The organism is Xenorhabdus bakwenae (assembly GCF_030272115.1).
Taxonomy (GTDB): Bacteria; Pseudomonadota; Gammaproteobacteria; order Enterobacterales; family Enterobacteriaceae; genus Xenorhabdus; species Xenorhabdus bakwenae.
Genome location: NZ_CP119194.1, coordinates 1,035,281 through 1,056,398 on the forward strand (window position 1 = coordinate 1,035,281; position 21,118 = coordinate 1,056,398).

Annotated in this window: 10 protein-coding genes; 2 read left to right on the forward strand and 8 right to left on the reverse strand. The window is 45.9% G+C overall.

The genetic code is table 11. The features are described from left to right. From PXH59_RS05825 to PXH59_RS05835, 3 genes are all read right to left on the reverse strand, one after another. Nucleotides 1-5,019, reverse strand: a complete 5,019-nt coding sequence (locus PXH59_RS05825; RefSeq protein ID WP_285810776.1) for a beta-ketoacyl synthase N-terminal-like domain-containing protein — start codon at nucleotides 5,017-5,019, stop codon at nucleotides 1-3. Between the two features lie 127 nt (nucleotides 5,020-5,146). Then, nucleotides 5,147-11,656, reverse strand: coding sequence for an AMP-binding protein (locus tag PXH59_RS05830; protein WP_285810778.1), 6,510 nt, complete (start codon nucleotides 11,654-11,656; stop codon nucleotides 5,147-5,149). An 11-nt stretch (nucleotides 11,657-11,667) separates the two neighbouring features. Further along, nucleotides 11,668-13,473 carry a condensation domain-containing protein gene (locus PXH59_RS05835; RefSeq protein WP_285810779.1) on the reverse strand — a complete coding sequence of 602 codons (1,806 nt, stop codon included), beginning with the start codon at nucleotides 13,471-13,473 and terminating at the stop codon, nucleotides 11,668-11,670. A gap of 56 nt (nucleotides 13,474-13,529) precedes the next feature. Between PXH59_RS05835 and PXH59_RS05840 the strand changes: the two genes are divergently transcribed. Beyond that, nucleotides 13,530-14,236 (forward strand): IS1 family transposase gene (locus tag PXH59_RS05840; RefSeq protein WP_285808308.1). Its coding sequence is split into 2 segments (ribosomal slippage): nucleotides 13,530-13,779 and nucleotides 13,779-14,236, totalling 708 coding nucleotides; the frame shifts between segments, so codons are not numbered across the junction. Here PXH59_RS05840 and PXH59_RS05845 read toward each other — a convergent pair. The 4 genes from PXH59_RS05845 to PXH59_RS05860 form a co-directional block, all read right to left on the reverse strand. Continuing rightward, nucleotides 14,233-15,129, reverse strand: coding sequence for an AMP-binding protein (locus PXH59_RS05845; protein WP_285810780.1), 897 nt, complete (start codon nucleotides 15,127-15,129; stop codon nucleotides 14,233-14,235). The genes PXH59_RS05840 and PXH59_RS05845 overlap by 4 nt on opposite strands. Nucleotides 15,130-15,214: 85 nt before the next feature. After that, nucleotides 15,215-16,369 carry an acyl-CoA dehydrogenase family protein gene (locus PXH59_RS05850; protein ID WP_285810782.1) on the reverse strand — a complete coding sequence of 385 codons (1,155 nt, stop codon included), beginning with the start codon at nucleotides 16,367-16,369 and terminating at the stop codon, nucleotides 15,215-15,217. Continuing rightward, a complete protein-coding gene (locus PXH59_RS05855) occupies nucleotides 16,362-16,613 on the reverse strand; it encodes an acyl carrier protein (RefSeq protein WP_053014242.1) in 252 nt (83 codons plus the stop codon). Before PXH59_RS05855 ends, PXH59_RS05850 begins: the two co-directional genes overlap by 8 nt. Nucleotides 16,614-17,064: 451 nt before the next feature. Continuing rightward, complete coding sequence (locus PXH59_RS05860) at nucleotides 17,065-17,778, reverse strand: intradiol ring-cleavage dioxygenase (RefSeq protein WP_285810785.1); 714 nt, start codon at nucleotides 17,776-17,778, stop codon at nucleotides 17,065-17,067. Between the two features lie 302 nt (nucleotides 17,779-18,080). Here PXH59_RS05860 and PXH59_RS05865 point away from each other — a divergent pair, with 302 nt between their 5' ends. Continuing rightward, on the forward strand, nucleotides 18,081-18,860 hold the full coding sequence (locus PXH59_RS05865; protein WP_285810787.1) for a class I SAM-dependent methyltransferase: 780 nt from the start codon (nucleotides 18,081-18,083) through the stop codon (nucleotides 18,858-18,860). Nucleotides 18,861-19,016: 156 nt separating this feature from the next. Here PXH59_RS05865 and PXH59_RS05870 read toward each other — a convergent pair whose 3' ends face one another. Then, nucleotides 19,017-20,960 (reverse strand): pyridoxal phosphate-dependent decarboxylase family protein, encoded by a 1,944-nt coding sequence (locus PXH59_RS05870; protein ID WP_285810788.1) that lies wholly within the window; start codon nucleotides 20,958-20,960, stop codon nucleotides 19,017-19,019. Between the last annotated feature and the right edge of the window lie 158 nt (nucleotides 20,961-21,118).

A 21,118-nucleotide genomic window follows, 5' to 3' on the forward strand; every position in this document is an offset into this window, starting at 1 on the left:
CTAAAAATTAAACTCTGAATCAATATCCTGATCGTTCACCTGAGCGAACGATTCCGGCGTATAACCATAAGTAAGGTTCTTAAGCAACTCCTGAATTTCTTCTTCAGGATTAGCAATAACTTCATTCATTAATTCAAAGAAATAACCAAATATCACTCTGGCTGTCTCTTCGCTGAACATCTGCAGGCGAAGCTGAATCAAACAATGAAAAGCATCTTTGGTTTCAGACACTTCCAGTTCCAGATCGAATTTGGCTGCCTCTGACGCCAGTTCAAACCGGGAAAAATCGCTTCCATCATGGATATCCGCACTGCTCAGGCTCAAAGGTAAATAGTTGAACACCACGTCAAACAGGGGATGTTTGCCCTGACGATTCGGCATCTGGCATTCAGTGCTGAGATCATCCAGCAGAGTACTCATCGGATAAGTTTGGTAAGGCACACTTTCAGTCCATTGAGCATTCAGTTGCAGCAGATAATCCGCCACAGGCAAGTCAGCTTCCGGTTCAACTTTCAAGGCCAGCATGTTGACAAGATAACCGACCAGTTCCAGCTCTTCCGGCTGCATACGTCCTGTCACCGGAACCCCCAGCAGGAAAGTATCGGCACGGGCAATTTTTGCTATCAGGACACCAAATATGCCAAGGAAAAAGGTAGAGACAGACAAACCAAGTTCATCACATAACTGCCTGATTTCAGCACTGGTCTGCGAGGTAAGAGCTTGTTTCAGCGTCAGTCCCTGCTCTCTTTCCGTATCGGTATGCCAGCTATATCCTTCCTTCATCGGTAATGATAACGGCGCAGGCAGAGGTAACAGATTGGCAAGCCAATATGCCTTTTCTTTGCGCGTCCTGTCCTCGTTGGCAGACTCCTGCCGGTAACGCCTGTAAGCCGCAAAACTGTACTGCGGTGTCGGTAACGGCAAACCGTGCAACAGGCGCTGAAAATCATCAACCAATATCCCCAGAGAAATGGCATCACAAACAATGTGGTGTACCACGATCAACACCTGATGGTATGGATAAGATACTGAAGCGGTGAGCATCATCGCCCGGACAGGTAAATCAGTATGCAGGTCGAAAGGCTGATTGGCGAATTGCTCCAGACGAACTGCATTCTCTTCTGGTTTCTCGCCTGCTTCGGATACCCATAACCTGACTTCGGATGTGCGCTGAGGCAGCATCATCAGATTGGCACCCTGACGCTGAAACAGGCATTTCAGTACAGGATGCCTGTTAGCGAGCTGTTCCAGTGCCTCCGCAATCACAGCTGCGCTGATCGAGGCGGGACAGCGGAAAGCTGTTGGCATGTTATAACTGCCATCGGCAAACGTGATTTGGTGGATATACAGTAAATCCTGATCAGAACTGGCGACAATTGGCGCGTCCGGATCAACAGAAGGTAGCATTGGCACAGGATTCTGCTGCTCGCTGAGGAACTGCCGTTCAATTTCAATAATGGTCGGCTGGACGAAGAAATCCTGAATCGCAATCCGTTTGCCGGTTTTTTTATACACTTTTTCTGCCATGACGATAGTTTTTAAACTATCGCCTCCCAACGCCATAAATTTGTCCTCAATACCGATACCATCAATGCCGAGGATCTGGCTCCATATGTCGGCAATTTCCTGCTGCATCTTGTTGGTCGGCGGCTGATACTCAGCGTGCAGGGTTTCAGGTCTGGGTTTCAGCCGGATTCTGGCTGGCTTCGGAGCATCAACGCTGCTGGCTGTACGTCTTCCTCCCCAGCTGTATAACCGCTCCATAAACTGCCCGGCGGAGAAAATTTTCTGATCTGCATTGTCATATTCACGCAGGCTGCGTTCAAACAGCGCGGGGAATTCAGCGCCGGAAAAAGCAACTTCATTGTCCCCCCAACCCTGTACTTCTTTTGTTGCATCTTCTTTCGTAGCGTCAGTGGGTTGTTCAAAATGTACCGTTTCCCAGTTGATGACAACCCAGTGCGTATTCGGTGAATGTGTTTTTTGTAGAAATAAATTTTGTTTCTGCGCCCAGCCATCCAGAAACAGATTGGCGGTTGCATAAGGCGCGTGAGCGATGCCGCCGAAAAATACCGACATAGACGAAGTGACAAAGCAATATTCGACCGGAATATGTGTAAATACGCTGGCAAGCACCGCCGCAACCTGAGCTTTGGGCTTAAGTTGCGCGCTGTAATGTTCAGCATTGAGCTGAATCAGAGGAGAAAACGAATCGCCGTCCGTCACACCTGCTGCATGGATAACGGCATAAATATCTCCCAGACGATGACGAATGGATGTAAATAGTGCGAGCGCATTTTCTTCATTTTCCAGCGTATACGGGAAAATCTCCACCGCAGTAGCACCGCATTCTGACAACTCATTTCGTAAGTCCTGCATCGCAGCTGTCTCTGCAGACTGGCGGCTGATCAATGCCAGTTTCCCCTGAAAGCGCCGGGCAATAACCATTGCCATCGCTCTGGCCATTCTTCCGCTGGCACCGGTGATCACATAAGTTTTACCTATAAAATGAGCATTATCTGCGACTTCATTTTCTTCCGGATCAGGGCAACGGAAATCCTCAACAAACAGACCATCACGATTCAGTTTCAGCGGGCCATATACGGTTGTTTGCAGTAATCGTGACAACGTCACAGATACCCTGTTCACATTCAGATCCTGCAAACTTAAAAACGTACATGTGATACCCGGTATTTCCTGTGGCAGCACCAGAGCCAGAGCCTTAAGTGCCGACTCAGTTAAAACCGATTCAGCGGAATATCTGTCACCGACGGGGGCTATCAGGTAAATATGGACAGAACTGAATGCAGAGAAATCATTCTCTGCCAGCGTTTTTCCTAATTCTGATAGTGCTTGCAGTGAATCTACTGAGAAAGAGAAGCTATCTGCCGTAAACATCAGCGATAACACTAAAGATGTGCTTTCTGGTAACTCATTGATTTGTAAATTATCAGATAGCCCGGCGAGCACATTGCGGATTTCACGGGAACAGGCCAAATTCAGATGGAGCGCCTCAATCTGGCTGTTATCCGCCGGAATATTTGCCGGTAACGCCAGATGCTGATCAATCAGTAATCGTGAATAAGGCGTTCCTTCCTGTTCTTTTGGCAGACGGATCGCTTTCCAGAATGGCAACAACAACCCCGGCATATTTTTGGACAGATTATTGCTTTCTGTTGTGGTAATCACACTGGCAATCTGTGCCCAATTTTTATCCGTAATATATCCGGCACCATGCTCTTCCCGAATAAACGCATATCCGGGAACATCTGTCAGCGGCTGACCTTGGGAAGAAGGAAAAAAGCATTCTGCCGGTTCTTTTACCTGACGGGAAATCCAGCGACTGATATCCGCTACTATCTCAGAGTGTTTATCCGGCGGTATAGTGCTTTGTTGTAGAAACTGTGGGATCAGCGCCAGTTCATCATGTTCCTCCTGCGCCAGATACGTTTTAATCTGCTGCATTAAGGCAAATCTTGACTCTGCCACAAACATCATTCGGCACGGGAAACTACGCCGTTTACTCAGTGTATGGGACAATGCGGCGAGATCCAGATCAGACAGCTGTACTAACCAGTGAGAGACTGATTCCAGTTGTTGTACCAGTGCCGCCTTGTTTTTCGCAGAAAAAGGGAAAAAACAGGGCTGCGTAATATCAGGAGCGGAAGCCGCAGAAGCAGGAATATACTGCTGCAGCACGATATGCGCGTTCGTACCGCCAATACCAAAGCTGCTGACACCGCCAGTTCTTGGTTTCCCTTGTTCAGATAACCACGGTTCAGCCCGTGTATTGATATAAAACGGTGACTGTTCAAGTCCCAGCAACGGGTTAGGCGAGTGGAAATACAATGTCGGCGGGATCACGCCATACCTGACGGCCATAACTGTCTTGATAAATCCGGCAATACCTGCGGCAGAATCCAGATGCCCAATATTCGTTTTGACCGAACCCAGCGCGCACTGATTTATCGGTATCGATTGGGAAGCAGATTCAGCAGCAGAGCGATTTTCATTAAAAATCTCCTGCAATGCCATAAATTCAATACTGTCCCCTAAGGAAGTCGCTGTGCCGTGACATTCAATAAAGCCCAGATCTGCCGCATCCATCTCAGCCATCTGAAAAGCGGTACGGATTACATCCGTCTGCCCTTTGACGCTGGGTGCGGTATAGCCGACTTTCCGGATTCCATCATTGTTAATCGCGGAACCTTTCAGGATCGCCCAAATAGGGTCGTTATCCGCAATCGCATTTCCGGCACGCCGTAATACCACCGCCCCCAGACCACTGCCGAATACACTGCCGGTTGCATCGGCATCAAAAGCTCTGGTTTTGCCATCTTTTGAGAACAGCATACCGTCCTGATAGATATGCCCGTTTTGTTGTGGCAACAATAGGCTGACTCCACCGGCAACCGCAAAATCACATTCACCACTTAACAGGCTCTGTACCGCCTGATGCACACTAACCAAGCTGGTGGAACAGGCGGTCTGGAGGGTAAAACTGGGGCCTTGCAGACCCAGTTTCCACGAAATCAGCGTACTCATCGCATCTTTGTTGGCTAACTGAGAGGCAAGGAAACCGCCCACATTTTCTGTCTGCTCGGACAGCATTGCCTGCATTGTCCACGATACCGTACTGCGTGCCCCCAGAAATAACCCGATATTGTGCCCGCGTTTATCCGGGTCAACACCGGCATTTTCCAGTGCATGCCAGACACACTGCATCATCAGGCGGGTTTGCGGATCTAACAGCGCGGCTTCGGCCTGACTGTACTCAAAAAATTCAGCATCAAAATAACCAGCTCCCTCCAATACACCATTTACCGGAACAAAATCTTTATTGCGTATCTTTCTGCTATCGTGCCCGGCCTGTAGCAGCTCTTCTTCGGTAAAACGGGAGATACTATCCACGCCCATCAACAAATTGCGCCAGAACGCAGTGTAGTTTTCTGCCCCTGGAAACCTGCCTGACAAACCAATAACCGCGATATCCAAATCTTCTCTTATTACTGTATTCATGATCTGCCCTGTTCCCTATCTTTCAAACTCTATAAGCCTTAAAACTTCAAAACGATATAAGGCGTTGTCTATCCCCGTTTTGCGGGGATAGACAACACGCATCTTGAAGTTGGGTTTGTATAAGTTGTTACTGTTCCACGCCGTTAAAATCATCAGCAGATAACCGCTGAATAAATTCAGAATGACTGCCATTCCGGTGATGGATAGAAACCTGTCCTCGCAATTGCTGCTTCAGTTCATCAATGTCTGCGTTGTTTGCATCGTCAGAAAAGAACATTGCAATGGAGACTGAGGGGAATGGCTGCGCCAGCATCCGTGTATGGAATGTCTTGTTTTCGAGGATCTGGTGTTGTAACCAATACTGACGCCACTCCTGATAGAGCGCCGGTGATATTTGCCGTAATGTTTCAGCATCTGTGTCAGTATTCATGTCGATCCCCTTTTCAGCTGCGTGGTGAATTTCAAGGCAGAAATCCATAAATTCCGCATACAGTACTTGACCATCAAACAGGCTGGTTTTGAGATTGGGATCGAAGAAAATTAATTTTTCTATATGTGTGTGCGGCATTAATTCGGATAAAAATATCTCATGCTGTAATAACGCCGCCAGCATTTCTGCACCGAGGGAATACCCCCCCAGCCACAAGGGGCGTGATGGTGATAAATTGTCTGCCTGTAATTTCAGGGCGTTAAGCAGTGCCGATTTAAACGCTGACGCAGACAGGTTTTCAACAGCCGCAGGCTGTAGGGTCAGAACAGAAACAGTTACCCGACCCGCTAAATTATTTGCCAGCGCCTGTAGTTCCACCAGACTGCCCAGCGCTGGTGGTAACAGCAACAATTTCGGTAGAGCCGGATTGTTTTCATTCAGGTATTTTTCTCGGAATATCGCCTCATAATTACCGTTCAGCCGCGCTTTAATCAACGCCCACTGCTCGCCTATCGTGGCATTGCGGAACACATCAACCGGGCTGAATATCACCTCAAACACCTTTTCCAGTTGACCCGCCAGATGTACGGCACTTAACGATGAACCCGATATCAGGAAGAAATCGGAATTGAGGGTCAGTGTGCCTTTATAACCCAGACATTTTCTCCAGCACTCCATTAGATTCTGTAATGTCTCATCGGTGATAAGATCTGGCTCTTGTTGTTCATGTCCAAACCACTGCCGGAACAGCTGCACAATCCGTGGCCTGTCCATCTTGCCTATCTCTGTACGGGGCAGGCTTTCTACCGGAAAGATAGCCGAGGGCAGATGAGAACGCGGGTAATGGCGAGCCAGATATTGCTGCAATCCTGACTGGATATGCGCTTTTCCTTCAACCGCTAGCACCAGACAGGCCTCCGGAGTACCTGCAAACGCTACGGCAGCACCCGCTGCAAGGATCCCCGGATACTGTCTGGCTCGGTTTTCCAGTTCCCCCAGACCAATAAAATTACCGCGCACTTTGCAGCTGTTATCCATGCGCCCTTTGAGATAAAACAGGCCATTTTTATCCACCATTGCCAGATCGCCGGTACGGAAGAAAGCCCCCTGTTCATCCTGTCCAAATTTTTCGGCTGTCAGCTCAGGGTCATTCAGATAGCCGTGCTGTGCAAACTCGCCATAGATCACCATCTCGCCCCACTGCCCGGCTCTGAGTGGTGCGCCATATTGATCCACCACACTGAAAGCGACATGCGGCAAGGGTTCACCAATAGACAACGCGGTATCGGATGGCAGTTCTGCGCAATTCACCATGGAAACAGCGATACAGGTTTCTGTCGGGCCATAACTGTTCCAGATCTGGGTTCGGTCAATTAACTGATCAATATCGCCACGGGTCAGAAAATCTCCGCCACTAATGCAGACTCTGGGTAAAGGCGATAAATCCGTCATCCGGTTCCAGACGGAGAACAGAGCCGGAGCAGCAGAGATAATATCCGGTTGGTAACGGTTCAGAAACGCTTTCGCTTTCCTTTCATTCAGTAAACTATAGCGATCCGCAATAACACTGGTACCGTGTAATGCCCAGACCAGCAGGATCTCTTCAAGATAACCGTCGAAGCTGGGGGAAAACTGTTGAACAACCCGCAGGCTTTGTTGTGTTGATGATGGTTCGGTTACGGGTTTTAATGCCAGCCGGTTAATCAGCGAATCAATATACTGCGCGGCAATGTCCGCGCTGACGCAGATACCTTTCGGTCGTCCTGATGTGCCAGAGCTATACAATATCCAGCCAATCGGGTTGTCATCACGGGATTTAACGCTGTGAAAATGATGCCAGTCCAATGTTGTAGCATTGATTTCGCTATTTAGGTCTAAATTCAGTACCCAATCAGGTTCTGCGTGGCGGATAACTTCATTAAGACGCTCTTGCGGTGTTCCTGTTTCCAGCGCCAGATAGGTTGTACGCGTCAGAAAACAGGCAGCCAGAAATGCCTGCATCTGGCTGCCCGTATGCCCGATAATCAGCGTCCGCCGGATAGCGCTGTGGTTCAGTATTTGCGTATAAGCCGCAGTTAATTCTGCAAATTCTTTCCAGCTGATGGTACTGTCACCCTCAATCACCGCAGGGCGTCCCCCTAATGTCTGGAATGCGGTCAGCAGCAGGGTATCAATAGGCACCGCAGGTGTACTGCGCTGTACAGGCCGGAGCGCTTTTCGTGTCCCGTTCTCAGGTTCAATCAAGTCATTCACCTGCAACACAGTGGGGTTATGATGCATAATCCGTTGAAAAATAGCCTGATAACCGACGATAAGAGCCGCAATTTGTGTTTCCGTGAAAACATCAGAATGGAATTCCAGAACCAGTCGATAACCCTGTGCAGTACGGACGACAGAAAGCGTGATCGCTTCTCCGGCTGGTTCCAGTACATTATCCTCGTCCGATATTTCATCGAACTCTTTGGAAAAATCTTCGGCAATATCAATGTAGTTATAGGAAATATTCTGGAGAGGATTACTGCCGAACATTCTTGGGTCACGGTTCAGCAACGCAAAGGTTTCTTCAATGGGGAAAAATAGATGTTCCGTAGTCTGCCACTGCTCATCCGCCAGCTTCCTGACAAACTGGTCAAAATGTTCACCGGATTGATCCAGCCGGAATGCACAGGGCGATAGGGAGACAAACATTCCTACCGTACTCAGCATGAGTTCAGAGCGTAGCGCATTTGCAACGGAAATAGAAAACCGGTTACTGCGCCCTTCACGCGCCACCGTTAGCCCCCATACAGACAGAAATAGTATGGCTGGCGTGATGTTAAATGACTGACACAGCTGTTTTATTTTTTTCTCACTCTTACTCGGCAATGCCCAGTCTGTGTACTTTATCTGCCCGCCCATCTCGATGGCGCTCCGTCCGGACAGAGCGGAGAATGGATCAAAATCCAGTCCTTCCATGTAATTCTTCCAGAACGTTTCGGCCTGAACCCAGACAGGATGTTGGCGGGCATTGACCTGCGCCATCGCATAACGCCGGTAATTCAGTTTAACCGGCGCCAGCGGCGCATCAGCCAGTAACTGTGCAAATTCGTGCTGGAGAATTTCCAGCGAAGGTTTATCCGTCAGGATGTGGTGGATTTGTAACTGCAAACAAGCCTGTTCTGTCTCTGCGTCCTGTACAAAGCCCCTCAGCAGAGGGCCTTCATGCAAATCGAACACCTGCATCTGCCTATTTAGCCACTGGCTCTGGTCATCTGTCAGAATCAGGTCAACGGACAGCGAGGGTAATGTTTCGGCATAGGGGATCCCTTCACTATCGATGCGGTATCGGGTACGCAAAATATCGTGACGATCCACCAACATCTGCAAGGCTTTTTTGACCGCTTCACGCTTACTTTTGCCTGTTTCAGCGTCAGACGTGGCAAATATTCCGGGCGGCAGCGGGATTTTCAGCGGCACAATATTAATGAGCAAATCAGGATACAGGCGGTATTGCGCATAAAGCCGGGCTTCCTGCGTCGATAATGGCCCGCGACCATCCGGTGAAAGCGGAGGTGCCGCATCCAGCAAGCTAAGAAAATCTTCCGGAGCTGCTTTCTTATCAGAAGAACTCTGTGCATCAATCAGTGCCGCCAGTTTTTCAATGGTGTCATGCTGAAAAAACGCCTGCAAAGAAACACTCTGGCTACCGAACTTTTGCTGAACGTCTGCCAGCATTTTTACCGCCCGCAGCGAATGTCCGCCCAGCGAGAAGAAACTTTTATTTACCGCTAGCTCTTCAGTATCCCGCTCTAAATGCCGTTCCCAGCATGTCGCCAGCCATTTCTGCGTTTCTCCGGCAGGTCGGGCATCGGTAGCCTCTTTTTTCAGCAGCTGCTTCAATGCCTGCCGATCCAGTTTGCCGGTGCGGGTCAACGGTAATACGGAAACCAGCGTTATCTGGCCCGGCACCGTATAAACCGGTATCCGGCTCAACAAGGCTTCCCTGATATCCTGCTCTGTACTCTGACCGCCATCCATCGGAACGATAAACGCCGCCAGATGAGCATGTCCCCGTTTATCTTCAACGCCAATGACTGCCGCTTCGTAAACCATAGGTAAATCCAATACTTGTCTTTCAATCGCGTCCAGTTCAATGCGGAAACCATTCACTTTGAGCTGGCGGTCACGCCTGCCCAGAATTTCCAGTTCTCCCTGCGCATTCCAGCAGCATAAATCGCCACTGCGATAATATCGCCCTGACAGCCATGCGTTATTCAGGCTGATAAACGTTTTTTCCGTGAGATCCGGTCGGTTGAAATACCCCGAACCCACCCCGATCCCGCCGATCAGTAACTCCCCCGCCACACCGATGGGACAAGGCAGCAACGTATCGGGGAATACCACGGCACACTGGCATCCGCCGAAAGGTTTACCGATAGTGACTTTCTGCTCATTGTGTTCAATCGCGGAATAAGTCGTTAAAACGCCGGTTTCACTGGGACCGTAAACATTAAAGAGCTGGTAATTGTTCTTCTTAAACGTTCGCAAACTTTCACCACCGAAATAAAGCTGGTGGAGTGTGGGAATATCCCCCTGCTCCATGATGTCTTCAGCAAATACCGTGGTCGTGAACAGCGCATCAATCCGGTTTTCCCGCAAAAACGCGACACACTTTTTCGCATCCAAACGGGCTTCTTCCGGCACCATAACCAGCACCTGATCTCGTGTTAAAACCTGCACACACTCCAGCACAAAATAATCAAAAATATGATTGGATACAGAGGCAAGGCGTCGGGGAGTTGGATGAAAATTAGCGGAACCGCTCAGAAGATACATTTCGGTGCTGAGGCTGAGTAATGCTTGATGAGTATTGATACAGCCTTTGGGTTTTCCTTCACTACCCGACGTCATCACAATAAACAGAGGATCATCGAGGCTGACAGATTCCCCCTTAAGCAACAGTTCTGCCAGTAACGGTTTCTCCGTTACCGATAATGTTGAAAACGCTGACTGTTCCGGAGCAACAGCAAGGTAATCAGGCAGAATAACCACCTGACAACCATGCTGGCGGAATAAATTCGCCCACTGGCCTGAATGTGTCTGCTCCGTGTTTTGTAACAGCACCGTTCGGGTGCAATGCAGTGCAATCACATCCAGTAACTGCTGCTCCGGCATACTGTCTGATTGCAGGCAGAAAGACTTACCAATGCGCATACAGGCCATTGCCGCCAGTGTGGTTTCCACGCCTTTGGCACCAATAATCAGGATGCAATCCCCCAATGAATCCCAGTGAGGAAACCGGGGTAAGGTCAGTAAATTTTCCGTGTAGTGCGCGAGCTGAGTAAAGTTAACCGTCCTTCCATCAACCTCTATAAATACAGTATCTGCTCTGTCACGAATTGACGCCGTTATCGCCTGAGCGACATTCAGATATTGCAATGTCTGCCGCTGTGAAACCGGTGCGGACAAAGCACGTAGCCTCTCCTGCTCCGGCTGAGGTATCCAGTTCATTGATGCCAGTAATGCCACTGGTTCAAAGACCATACTGCTCAACAAACAGACCAACCGCTCCATAAATAACGCAATCAGTTCCGGTGCTATTTTTTGCGGATCAAAGCGGACATGCAGTACGGATTTTTCCGCATCGGCCTGTAACCAGATCGCCAGTACTTCAGACTCTGAATCCATAAATGGAGGCAGTGTTTCCGAATAACCTACTAAAATTTCCGGCAATGTCGGCATCATGGAAGATACCGTTTGCGGTGGCAGATCAGAAACCAGTGCTGCAACTTGTTTCCAGCGGTTCAGCTCTTCGCCAAACAGACGTTTTACCGGTTGTTCCAACGCTGTTTCCGTCAGGTGCCATTTCATCGGAACCCGATATCCGCCCATTATTGACCGGGTATTTCCCGTTATATCACTTTCGCCAACCGCCCATGTCAGACAACCTTCCGGTTCATGGCAATGCAGAAAGGCAAGGTAGTTAACCGCAGCGGAAAACAGGGATAGGCGATGTAATGGTGAAGCTGCTGCCATAATGAAAAGCCGGTTATTCAGTGTTTCCGGCAGGGGCAATGAGGTGATGGCAAACTCGGTATTGATTTCCGGCATCGATTGCGCCAGCACAAAAAAAGGACACCCCTGATATTCGGTGTCTAGCTGTTGGCTAATATACTCTTTTATTACCTGTTTTCTGACGTTCAGTGCAATAGGATCATTAATGAACATTTCTTCGTGCCTCACTTATTCAGGGCATTCTGTAAAATTGAACTAAACAAGAATCCCCAGTTTTCCACTTTATGGGCTGCCCTGAATGAAAATGCTTCCAGATGCACATCAAAACCCGCCGGATGCTCTGCAATCTCACAGGTCAGATCCCAGTGTGATTGCCCGTCTGAAACATGGGAGGTTTCGAGCTGATAGCAGGAAATACCGCAGATACAACCGTCAAATCCTGCTTTCTGGAAGTAACCGAAAAATGTCGTCGGCATTAATGCCTGACCATGCAGCACTGGATAGCGGCTCTGTAGCTCTTCAGCATCAAACAGATAATGGCGACAGGCTTCACGCACCTCTTGGCTTACGGTGGTAAAATCTTTCTGAGCATTTTTCTCATCATCTGCCTCACCATATAGAGTCACCCGCACGGGAAGCACAGCCATCAAAGGCGCAATCACGGCCTGTTGTTCCAGCCGATCACGACCATGAAAAATAGTGGAAATAAGCTGTTCTGAGGCGGATGGGATAAAAGATGCTGCAGAATGTTCCAGATAAGATTTCAGGCGTAAAAACACCGTCATAAAGAATTCAGGCACACTGATCCTGAAATGCGAAGTGAACGCTTCAATCTGCGCTTTTTGTTCAGCGCCCACCGTGACCAGACAGGAACCCGTAACCATCTCTTTGCTGTCATCAGGACAGGAAGCCAGTTGCCAGCCCTGTAATTTTGTATACCAGAACTCAGCATGTTGCTGGCGCAACGTGGCAAATTCGCTACCGTAGAACAAGGCGGAATAGGCTGCCAGACTAACGTCTGGATCGGCGTTATCTGCGGTAGCCAGTTCATCAAGAATACGCATCAGACCGGAACCATCGATACAGGCGTGGGAGAAATCCAGCAGTAACATCGGGTTTGGTTCCGCCACCAGCCACCGACCACGGACATTCATCCCGTCTTCCAGTGAAAACGGACGGATAAAATCACGTAAATCGTCTTCCAGCGATCCAAGACTCTGACGTTTTTCCAGCCGGAACATAAACCGCTTGGCAGGCTGTAGATACAGTTCGTTATCCACCAGCATAAATTGCGCACTTAATCCCAAATGGCGGGAAAGTACCGATTGCAGTAAGTTACGCAATAGTTTCAGATCAGGTTCAGCTTCAAACGACAGGGCAATAAAACTGTTATTACTCAAATCCTGCGGATTAAGTTTCAGCGCTTTATAGATCGATTTTTGCGGCGGTAAGGCACGGATTAATCCGGCAGCAGCCGGTTCAGGCAAGGAGATTTCCGCTAAATCAGCCGTGTCAGCTTCGTTCAGTGTGGCATCAATCAGTTCTGCCTGCGAAGCGAGATCCAGATGGCTGACTATCGAACTCAGCAGCAATCCAACGCCAAATTCCTGTTTTATCCGCATCATAAGCGTAACAGCCAGTAATGAATGGCCTCCCGCTTCGAAAAAATGGGACTGGCGGCCCAATGTGTTCACGGTTAATGTGTTCACGGTTAATGTGTTCACGGTTAATGTATTCACGGTTAATGTATTCACGGTTAATAATTCTTGCCATAACTGCACCAGCCTGATTTCCGTTTCAGTGCGGGGAGGTTCGATATCCTCCTGCGGCATGACGGAAATATCGGCCGGAGCAGGCAACGCCCGGCGATCCAGTTTACCGTTGGTACTGAGCGGAAGTTCCGCCAACCACACAATATGAGAGGGGATCATAAATGCCGGTAAACAGGTCTGGAGATGCTGTTTCAGCGCCGTTGCAGAGGTATCGATGCAATCAGGGGCAGAGGCTGTGACATAAGCCACCAGGGTCATGCTTCCAATCATTAGATTGTTGTAGTAAACTCCCCACTTTTTATTACTGGTGAGATATGGCTAAAGTTGATGTGGTTTGTCGTTACTGTCACAAAGCGGAAGAGGTCAAAGGGCATGGAAAAGGAAGCAGCGGACATCAGCGTTATCACTGTTATGCCTGCCGTAAAACCTTTCAACTGAATTACACCTACCAAGCCTGCAAACCCGGAATGAAAGATCAGATTGTGGATATGGCTGCGAATAATGGCGGTATCAGAGACACCGCTCGTGTCCTGAAGGTGGGTATCAACACCGTTCTTCGTACCCTAAAAAACTCGAACCCAGACAGGTAACTACACTGCCGCTGGCCGCAAATAATATTCATATTATCTGCGAAATTGATGAACAATGGTCTTTTGTCGGTAACAAGAAGAATCAGCGCTGGCTTTGGTATGCCTGGGAACCGGAGCAAAAGCAAATAATCGCGCACGTATTGGGGGATCGCAGCAGGAAAACACTGAGCAAATTGCTGGCACTTCTGGCTCCTTTCGAAATTCAATTTTTCTGTACCGATAATTATGCCGTTTACGATTGCCTTTCTGAGGAAAAACACTTTAGAGGGAAGAAATTTACTCAACGTATCGAAAGAACCAATCTGACCTTACGTACTCGCATCAAGAGACTGAATCGGAAAACGATCTGTTATTCCAAATCCGAAGAAATGCATGACAAAGTGATAGGCACTTTCATTGAGCGTGAATACTATCTTCCAAAGGTTATCTAACTATTGGGTGCATGACCGGCGGGCAGAGATTCCCCACTCACATAGACTTGGTGCAAATCGGCTAATGGCGGGTCAGATTCCAGACCATCCGGCATATCACTGTTCTTAAGTTCCTGCAAAACCGGCTTGAGCAGACTGGGAACAAAGTGAACCACCGTAATATTTTCGCCTGCCAACGCCGCTACAATGGCTCTGGGGTAAGATTCCAGCCCCGGCTGGAGTAAATAGTGGCTTGCCCCATTCAGGGCAGGCAAAAAAAGTTCCCACAGCGATACATCAAACATCAGTGCCGTTCTTTGCAGGATGATATCGGTATCCACCAGTTCACTGTGTCGCTGATGCCATTCTAGCCGATTGATAAACGCACCATGATTGACTAATACTCCTTTAGGCGTACCCGTCGTACCAGAAGTAAAAATTAAATACGCCGGATCAGTCGCCTGTAACTGAGGCAAATTCAGCGGGGAATCTGAACTCAGTTGTGTGGTTATCTCTTCCAACTGATCACGCTGAATCAATACCAGTTTATCGTCTATATGACTGAATAAATTGACCTTATCGGTCGCACAGAAAGCAAGACGGCAGCGAGCCGTTGCAAACATAGATGACAGACGAGCCACTGGAGTTTTCGCATCGACCGGAAAATAAACTCCGCCGGCTAATAACACCGCATAGGCCGCAACCAAAAATTCCGGGCTGCGTTCAAGGCCAATGGCGACACATTCTCCCCGACGAAGCTCCCACTCATATATGAGATGATGCGCCAGCCGTTTTGCTCTCAGATATAGAGCCTCCCAGGATAAGGTGTTGCCTTTTCCCCAGCGTATCGCAGAGTTTGGGTTATCTCTCGCTGTACTTGCGAAATAATCAGTTATAAATCGACCTGTTTTCATGACGCAGGAATCCTCTGATCAATGCCACGGGCGGATATCAGATAAAATATTCTGTGATGTGGAATAGACGTTATTGGAGAGCGGCTTATGAATGAGCGTGGTGGCTGTATCGGGTACAGAGCTGTTTACCGATCAGCATCTTTTGCAATTCATTGCTGCCTTCGACGATTTGCAGGATCTTGGCATCCCGATAAAGGCGGCTGATACCGTTGATTTCATCGCAACCGTGACCACCGTGGATTTGAACCGCTTTTGCCGCACTCACACCCGCTTCATGGGATGCAAAAAGTTTGGCTTGAAGGATCTGCTCAAGCGCATCTTCATCTTTGGCTTCTTTGGTTTTTGTCGCTGACAGGCAGATAAGTTGGGAGGCAAGCAGACTACCGGACATTTCCGCTAAATAGCCTCGGATAATGCCCTGATCTGCAAGGAATGAACCAAAAGTAGAGCGGGAACTGGCTCTATGTACTGACGCAGATAGGGCCGCCTGCTGTATACCTACCGCAGCCCAGGCCACACTGATGCGTCCGTAATCCAGCGCACTGTTAGAAATGAGATTTTGCCCGAAACCGGGTTTCCCGATGATATTAGTTTTCGGAACCCGGCAGTCATTGAAATCTAACATTGCCAGATGAGCACTCCTGAACCCCAGCATGTTTTTCTTAGCTGTGACGGTTAACCCCGGTGTATTTGCGGGAAGCAAAACCGCCGTATCTAATCCCTGATATTTGCCGAAGACCAGAAACAGATCTGCGGATTGAGCAAACGTAATCCAGCTTTTCTGCCCGTGAATACTTAGCTCATCGCTGCAATCTTCAAACTGGGTGGTCAGGTTTTTTGAATCCCCGCCGGCGGAAACCTCCGTCTGGGCAAAAGCACCGATAATTTCACCTTTGACCAGCGGCGTTAAAAAGCGTTGTTGCTGCTCCTGAGTGCCCCAATCCTCAATGGTTTTTAACATCATCGAATGGACATTGAGCAGGCCGGTAAGTGAGCCGCTTCCGGCCCCAATCGCCATATTCAGCAGCCCGAAGGTCGTCGCATCAAATCCCAGACCGCCATGTTCTGTTTTCGCTAATCCGCCTAACCAACCGTTATGTGCCAATTGCTCTATTACACTGTCAGGCATGGTTTCAGAAAGATCCCATTCATCGGCATAAGGGGCAATATTTGATGCTGAAAACTGCTCAAATATCTGTAACCATTCTTGCTGTGCAGATGATAGAAAACGGTTAAACATTTGCTGCCACCTTTTTATCCAGAAAATGACAAACTGCTTCAATACTGGAAAAATTGGCATTATCAAGATCATCAATTTCTACTTTAATCCTGAAGTTTTTTTCCAGAAAAGCAATTAACTGGATAACAGCAAGAGAGTTAACTAGACCGGTATCGAAAATATTAACAGTATCACCTAAATCCTGCTTACCTGAAAGTTTGCAGAAATATTCAGATACCTGATTTTTACGTTCAGATATATTCATAACGACTTCCCTTATCAATTTTCATTTACCTTATCAAGATAATTTTTATTAATTAAATTAAATATAAACGTAATAATTTCCCTATTAATCTTGTTTGTCCCCATATTTATTTATTGGGATTTTATAACCAATAAACATAGCTACCGCAAAGGCGTGTAATCACCCAAATAAAAATAACAAAATTACACATTCAATCAGACATAAATTTAACTTACATTAACATCTTTTTTATATAATAAAAAAGATAACGACACAATAAAAATCAAAACGTGTGCGATAACACGTTTAGACGTGGCTCCCAAGCGTGTTCCGGTTAAGGAAGTTTTTTCCTAAATTAGATTCACCTACACCGTGTATTTAGCCAAGTCTTTAGGGGTTATTTTTTTAGACACATTGTCTTTATTAATAGATAAAACTACCTTTCCATGTAATCCATCCAAAAGATTATCACCTATTTTTTTATTGTCAAAATTGCAGCCCTATGTTTAACGCCAGAAAATATGGAATCATCTTCATTTTTAAGCCTATTAACATCCCTTGGAGAATACATATCATCACTCATGACTTCTTTAGATATATCCTCGGGGAAATATAGTTGGCCTACAAAATAGAATTTATCTTCCTGTCTTTTTTGTACATTCGCACTCCTTGCTGATAAATGAATATGTATAGCTCTTCCAGCATAAAAACCGGGGAAAATTGTGATGAATCTGACTATGCCTTCTTTGTCTGTCCTTTGTGCCCCACGAAGAAATGTGCTTTCATCAGTTCTCGAAATTGTTCCTATATTACTAGATGGAGCCTCAAGGTCTGGATTGATGTATTTCCAACCTGAATACTTTCCCATTGCATTACAATGCCATATATCAATAAGGATATCATGTAGAGGTTTACAGGTTACAGAATCAATGATTTTCATTGTCAATAAAAGAGGTATTCCTGGTTCATCCTCTGTTATATTCCTTCTCAGTAATTTGTTATTTATAAAATATGGCCCTGACATTTCCTCTGGAGTCATTTCGCAAACGCCGATATCAATACTATCCTCTTTCTTTGATTGATTATGTGAAGAGGCAAAAACTCCTGCTGGAACCAGAGGCAATAATGAGAATGCTGCACCAGTAATACTTGCCTGTTTCAGAAAAAGTCTTCTTTCATTTTTCATAAAGTGGCTCCTTATAGGCCATTTAATTATTGTCTATATAGCAAGACGATGTCTGAATATATATAAATTCCTCTTTTTTAAACAGAACTAAATTATGTATCACATTGATATTAAATGATAATGGGTTCACATAAAACAACCAATGGTGTTAATTGTAAAGTTTGTTGAAGTCTATCAATTGTCAATGTCAGTAACCCAAATGTATCATTGGTATCATTTTAATGGGATTAGGTGTTTCTTTAGGTGTAAGCCCTATTATCAATTGATAAGTTACAAAAACACAATCATAGAGGTTAACTATTATGCCAATCAACTTTAATTCTCCAGAAAATAGACATAGTTATCTTGGTCGTGAAGCTCAACAAGAATGGTTCGATTTAATGCAGAAGCTGGTGGATCCATGCGATAAGGAAATCGCGGATATTGGTTGTGGTGGAGGTATTTATTCTCTGGCATGGCAAAAAATGGGAGCTAAAAAAGTTACTTGCGTTGATTTTTCCCCGCAGATGCTGTCTGATGCAGCGGAAAATACCCAAGGTTTGCCAAATATCGTTATCAAACAGGGTGATGCTCTTTGCACTGGTTTACCTGATAGTAGTCAAGATGTTATCTTTGAAAGAGCACTTATTCACCATATTAATCAAGAAAATAGAAACACTTGTTTTGCTGAAGCTTATCGCTTATTGCGTTCTGGCGGAGTATATATCTTGCAGGACAGAACTATGCAAGATATCCAACTTCCTGGATCACCCGAGCATATTCGTGGCTATCTCTTCGACGTTTATCCTCACCTGCGAAATTTTGAAAATCAACGCAGACCAGACAAGGTTGAAGTGATTGATGGCTTACAATCCGTTGGTTTTAAACAAGTTAAAGCATTTTCTCTTTTGGAAAAATATACTGTCTATAAGAATTTTTCACAATTAGCCTCAGAGCTTCGGGCGCGTAAAGGACGCTCTATATTGCATGAATTAAGTGATGAAGAGATAGCTTATCTAATCAAGCATATTGAAAAATCGCTGGGTAATGATACGGATATCGTTGAGGAAGATTTTTGGACTGTATGGATAGGAGTAAAATAAAGGATAAGCGGAGATAAAATCATTAACATTTTGAAAAATATGAATTTATAAATTACGAATAGCGGAGAAATATGAATTTTGAAATAAAAAAGAGCTTAGGTAAATATAAGCTCTTTTTTCAATTAGTTAAACAATTCCGATGAACATCCGGGTTTATTAACCAATAAATGGTACACTTGGTTCTAATCTTAACCGAGATTTTTTCTCTTCTTCATCAAGAATCAGGTTCAATTTCTTAACAAAGATAGCTTGGAGTTGTTGCCAAAACTCTTCAAAGTGTTCTTCATTGCGTAAGCAATAAGTCATTACCGCAGCTCGTAGTACATAGATATTGCGAACTTTCTCCCATTCACTACGGCTAAAACCACATTTCTCTGCATAGTGCCACGGTGTATCACCATATTCTTTATAATCTAATATGGTTGATGATGTGAGAAAATCATTGGCATAAGCACGCCCTGTGGAGTATGAACAAAGCTCGTATAGACGCTTGTTAAGCGCATTGTGATTGCTCAGACTTTCGCTACCAATTTCTTTGAACGTAAAGTTGATCATATGGAAATCAGGGGATGGAAAGATATGTACTTCAAATCGATGTTTACCCATTTCTATTGGCGGTAAGTTTGCCAGTTTATTCAACAACCTTTGTGCTGTGACGATACCAGCAGCAATTATTTTTCCATATCCATTAATATTCAAAGGTAACAGACGATGAGCAGCCCAAAGTGCCGCGGCTGTTGCTCCTGATTTTGAACCTTCCATGATGGATGAACCAAGAATTCCCCGATTGATGGTATTTGTTTTATCATCATGGTCTTCAAACACATATGCTGCATGTGAAGAGATCAATTCGAGAATACGCTTGTCTTTCATGCAGACAGCGCCCGCTGCATATTGAATGAAGCCAACTTTATGCGGATCCACAGTAATTGAGTCTACTTCTTTCAATGCCTTGAAACTTTGGTAAACTTCCGGTTTTGGCCAACTGATATTTTCTGGCATGATCCCCATTGAGCGGTGGTAACTGGCCAGTTCATCATATTCTACAAATTCTCCCCGCTCATTCAGGAGCATGGAACACGCATATCCTGCGTAAGCAGCATCAACGTGAATATAGAATGACTCGCCATAACGTTCCTCACACTCTTTCCTCAATGTAATGATTTCATCAATCCGATCAATGGCCCCCACTTCAGTTGTTCCCACCACTGCAATCATTGCCAGGATTGGTTCACCTTGTTCAATTAATTCAAAGGTGATTTTCCGCATTTGGGCAATGTCAGTTTGATAGTTCTCATTTACAGGTAATGGAATAATGTTTTCTTGACCAATACCAAAAATATCCGCAGCTTTCATCCAAGAATAGTGCTTGGATTGTGGGACCAGTAATTTGCCTAGAATTTCCGCCTTAACTCCTGTACCACGACATGTCATATCGCGAATTTCTTCAAACAGCCCACGTTTTTGCAGTTCGGTAATAAGATCCAAAAGTTCAGCGGTGGGTATATTTTTCAATTGCCGGGACGTTTTATGTTCGATGAGATCTTTTGCTTTAGGATGTTGAGATATCGCATAAGACAATGTTTTTAAATTCCTGGCTACCCATAGACCTTCATAATTAGCTACTGTGCCACCAGAAGTAATATGCCCCCAGGATTTCTGCGGATCATAACCAAACATGCGACAGAGATCTAATCCTGAGTCAAGCTCTAATTCTGTTGTTGTCGGGGATGCTTCATAACTACAGTTATTCGGGTTATACATCATGGCCATAACGTAGGCAAGATTAGAAACCATTAAGGTATCACTACTGATATGACCAAGGTAACGAGGGGAAAAGAAAGGAATAGATGTGTTTTTCAGTTTTGCTGACAGCTGATTTAAGATCCCTTCTGTACGGTAAAGCGTTTCTCTATAGTTATGCTCATAGCGAGCAACGGATGTGACTGGCGTTGAATCTTCGGGATGAAAACCTGAACGCCAATGTAAATGTTCACTCACTGCATAATCCATCATCTCTCTAAAAAAAACAGCGTTTTCTGATTTTGGTCCCAAAAACAATGCATCTACATTTAAATTAGGATGAAATGGTTTAGTCATGATCATATAACCTTTTAATTGATTTTTTTGTCTTGTCTTAAATTAAATTTTTATAAAATTATTAATGTGTTTTTTATTTTCTGTTGTAACGACAAATGTCTTGCGGAGGTTATAAAACCCCCACAATAACTAACTGAAAATAATTGTTTGATTTTCGA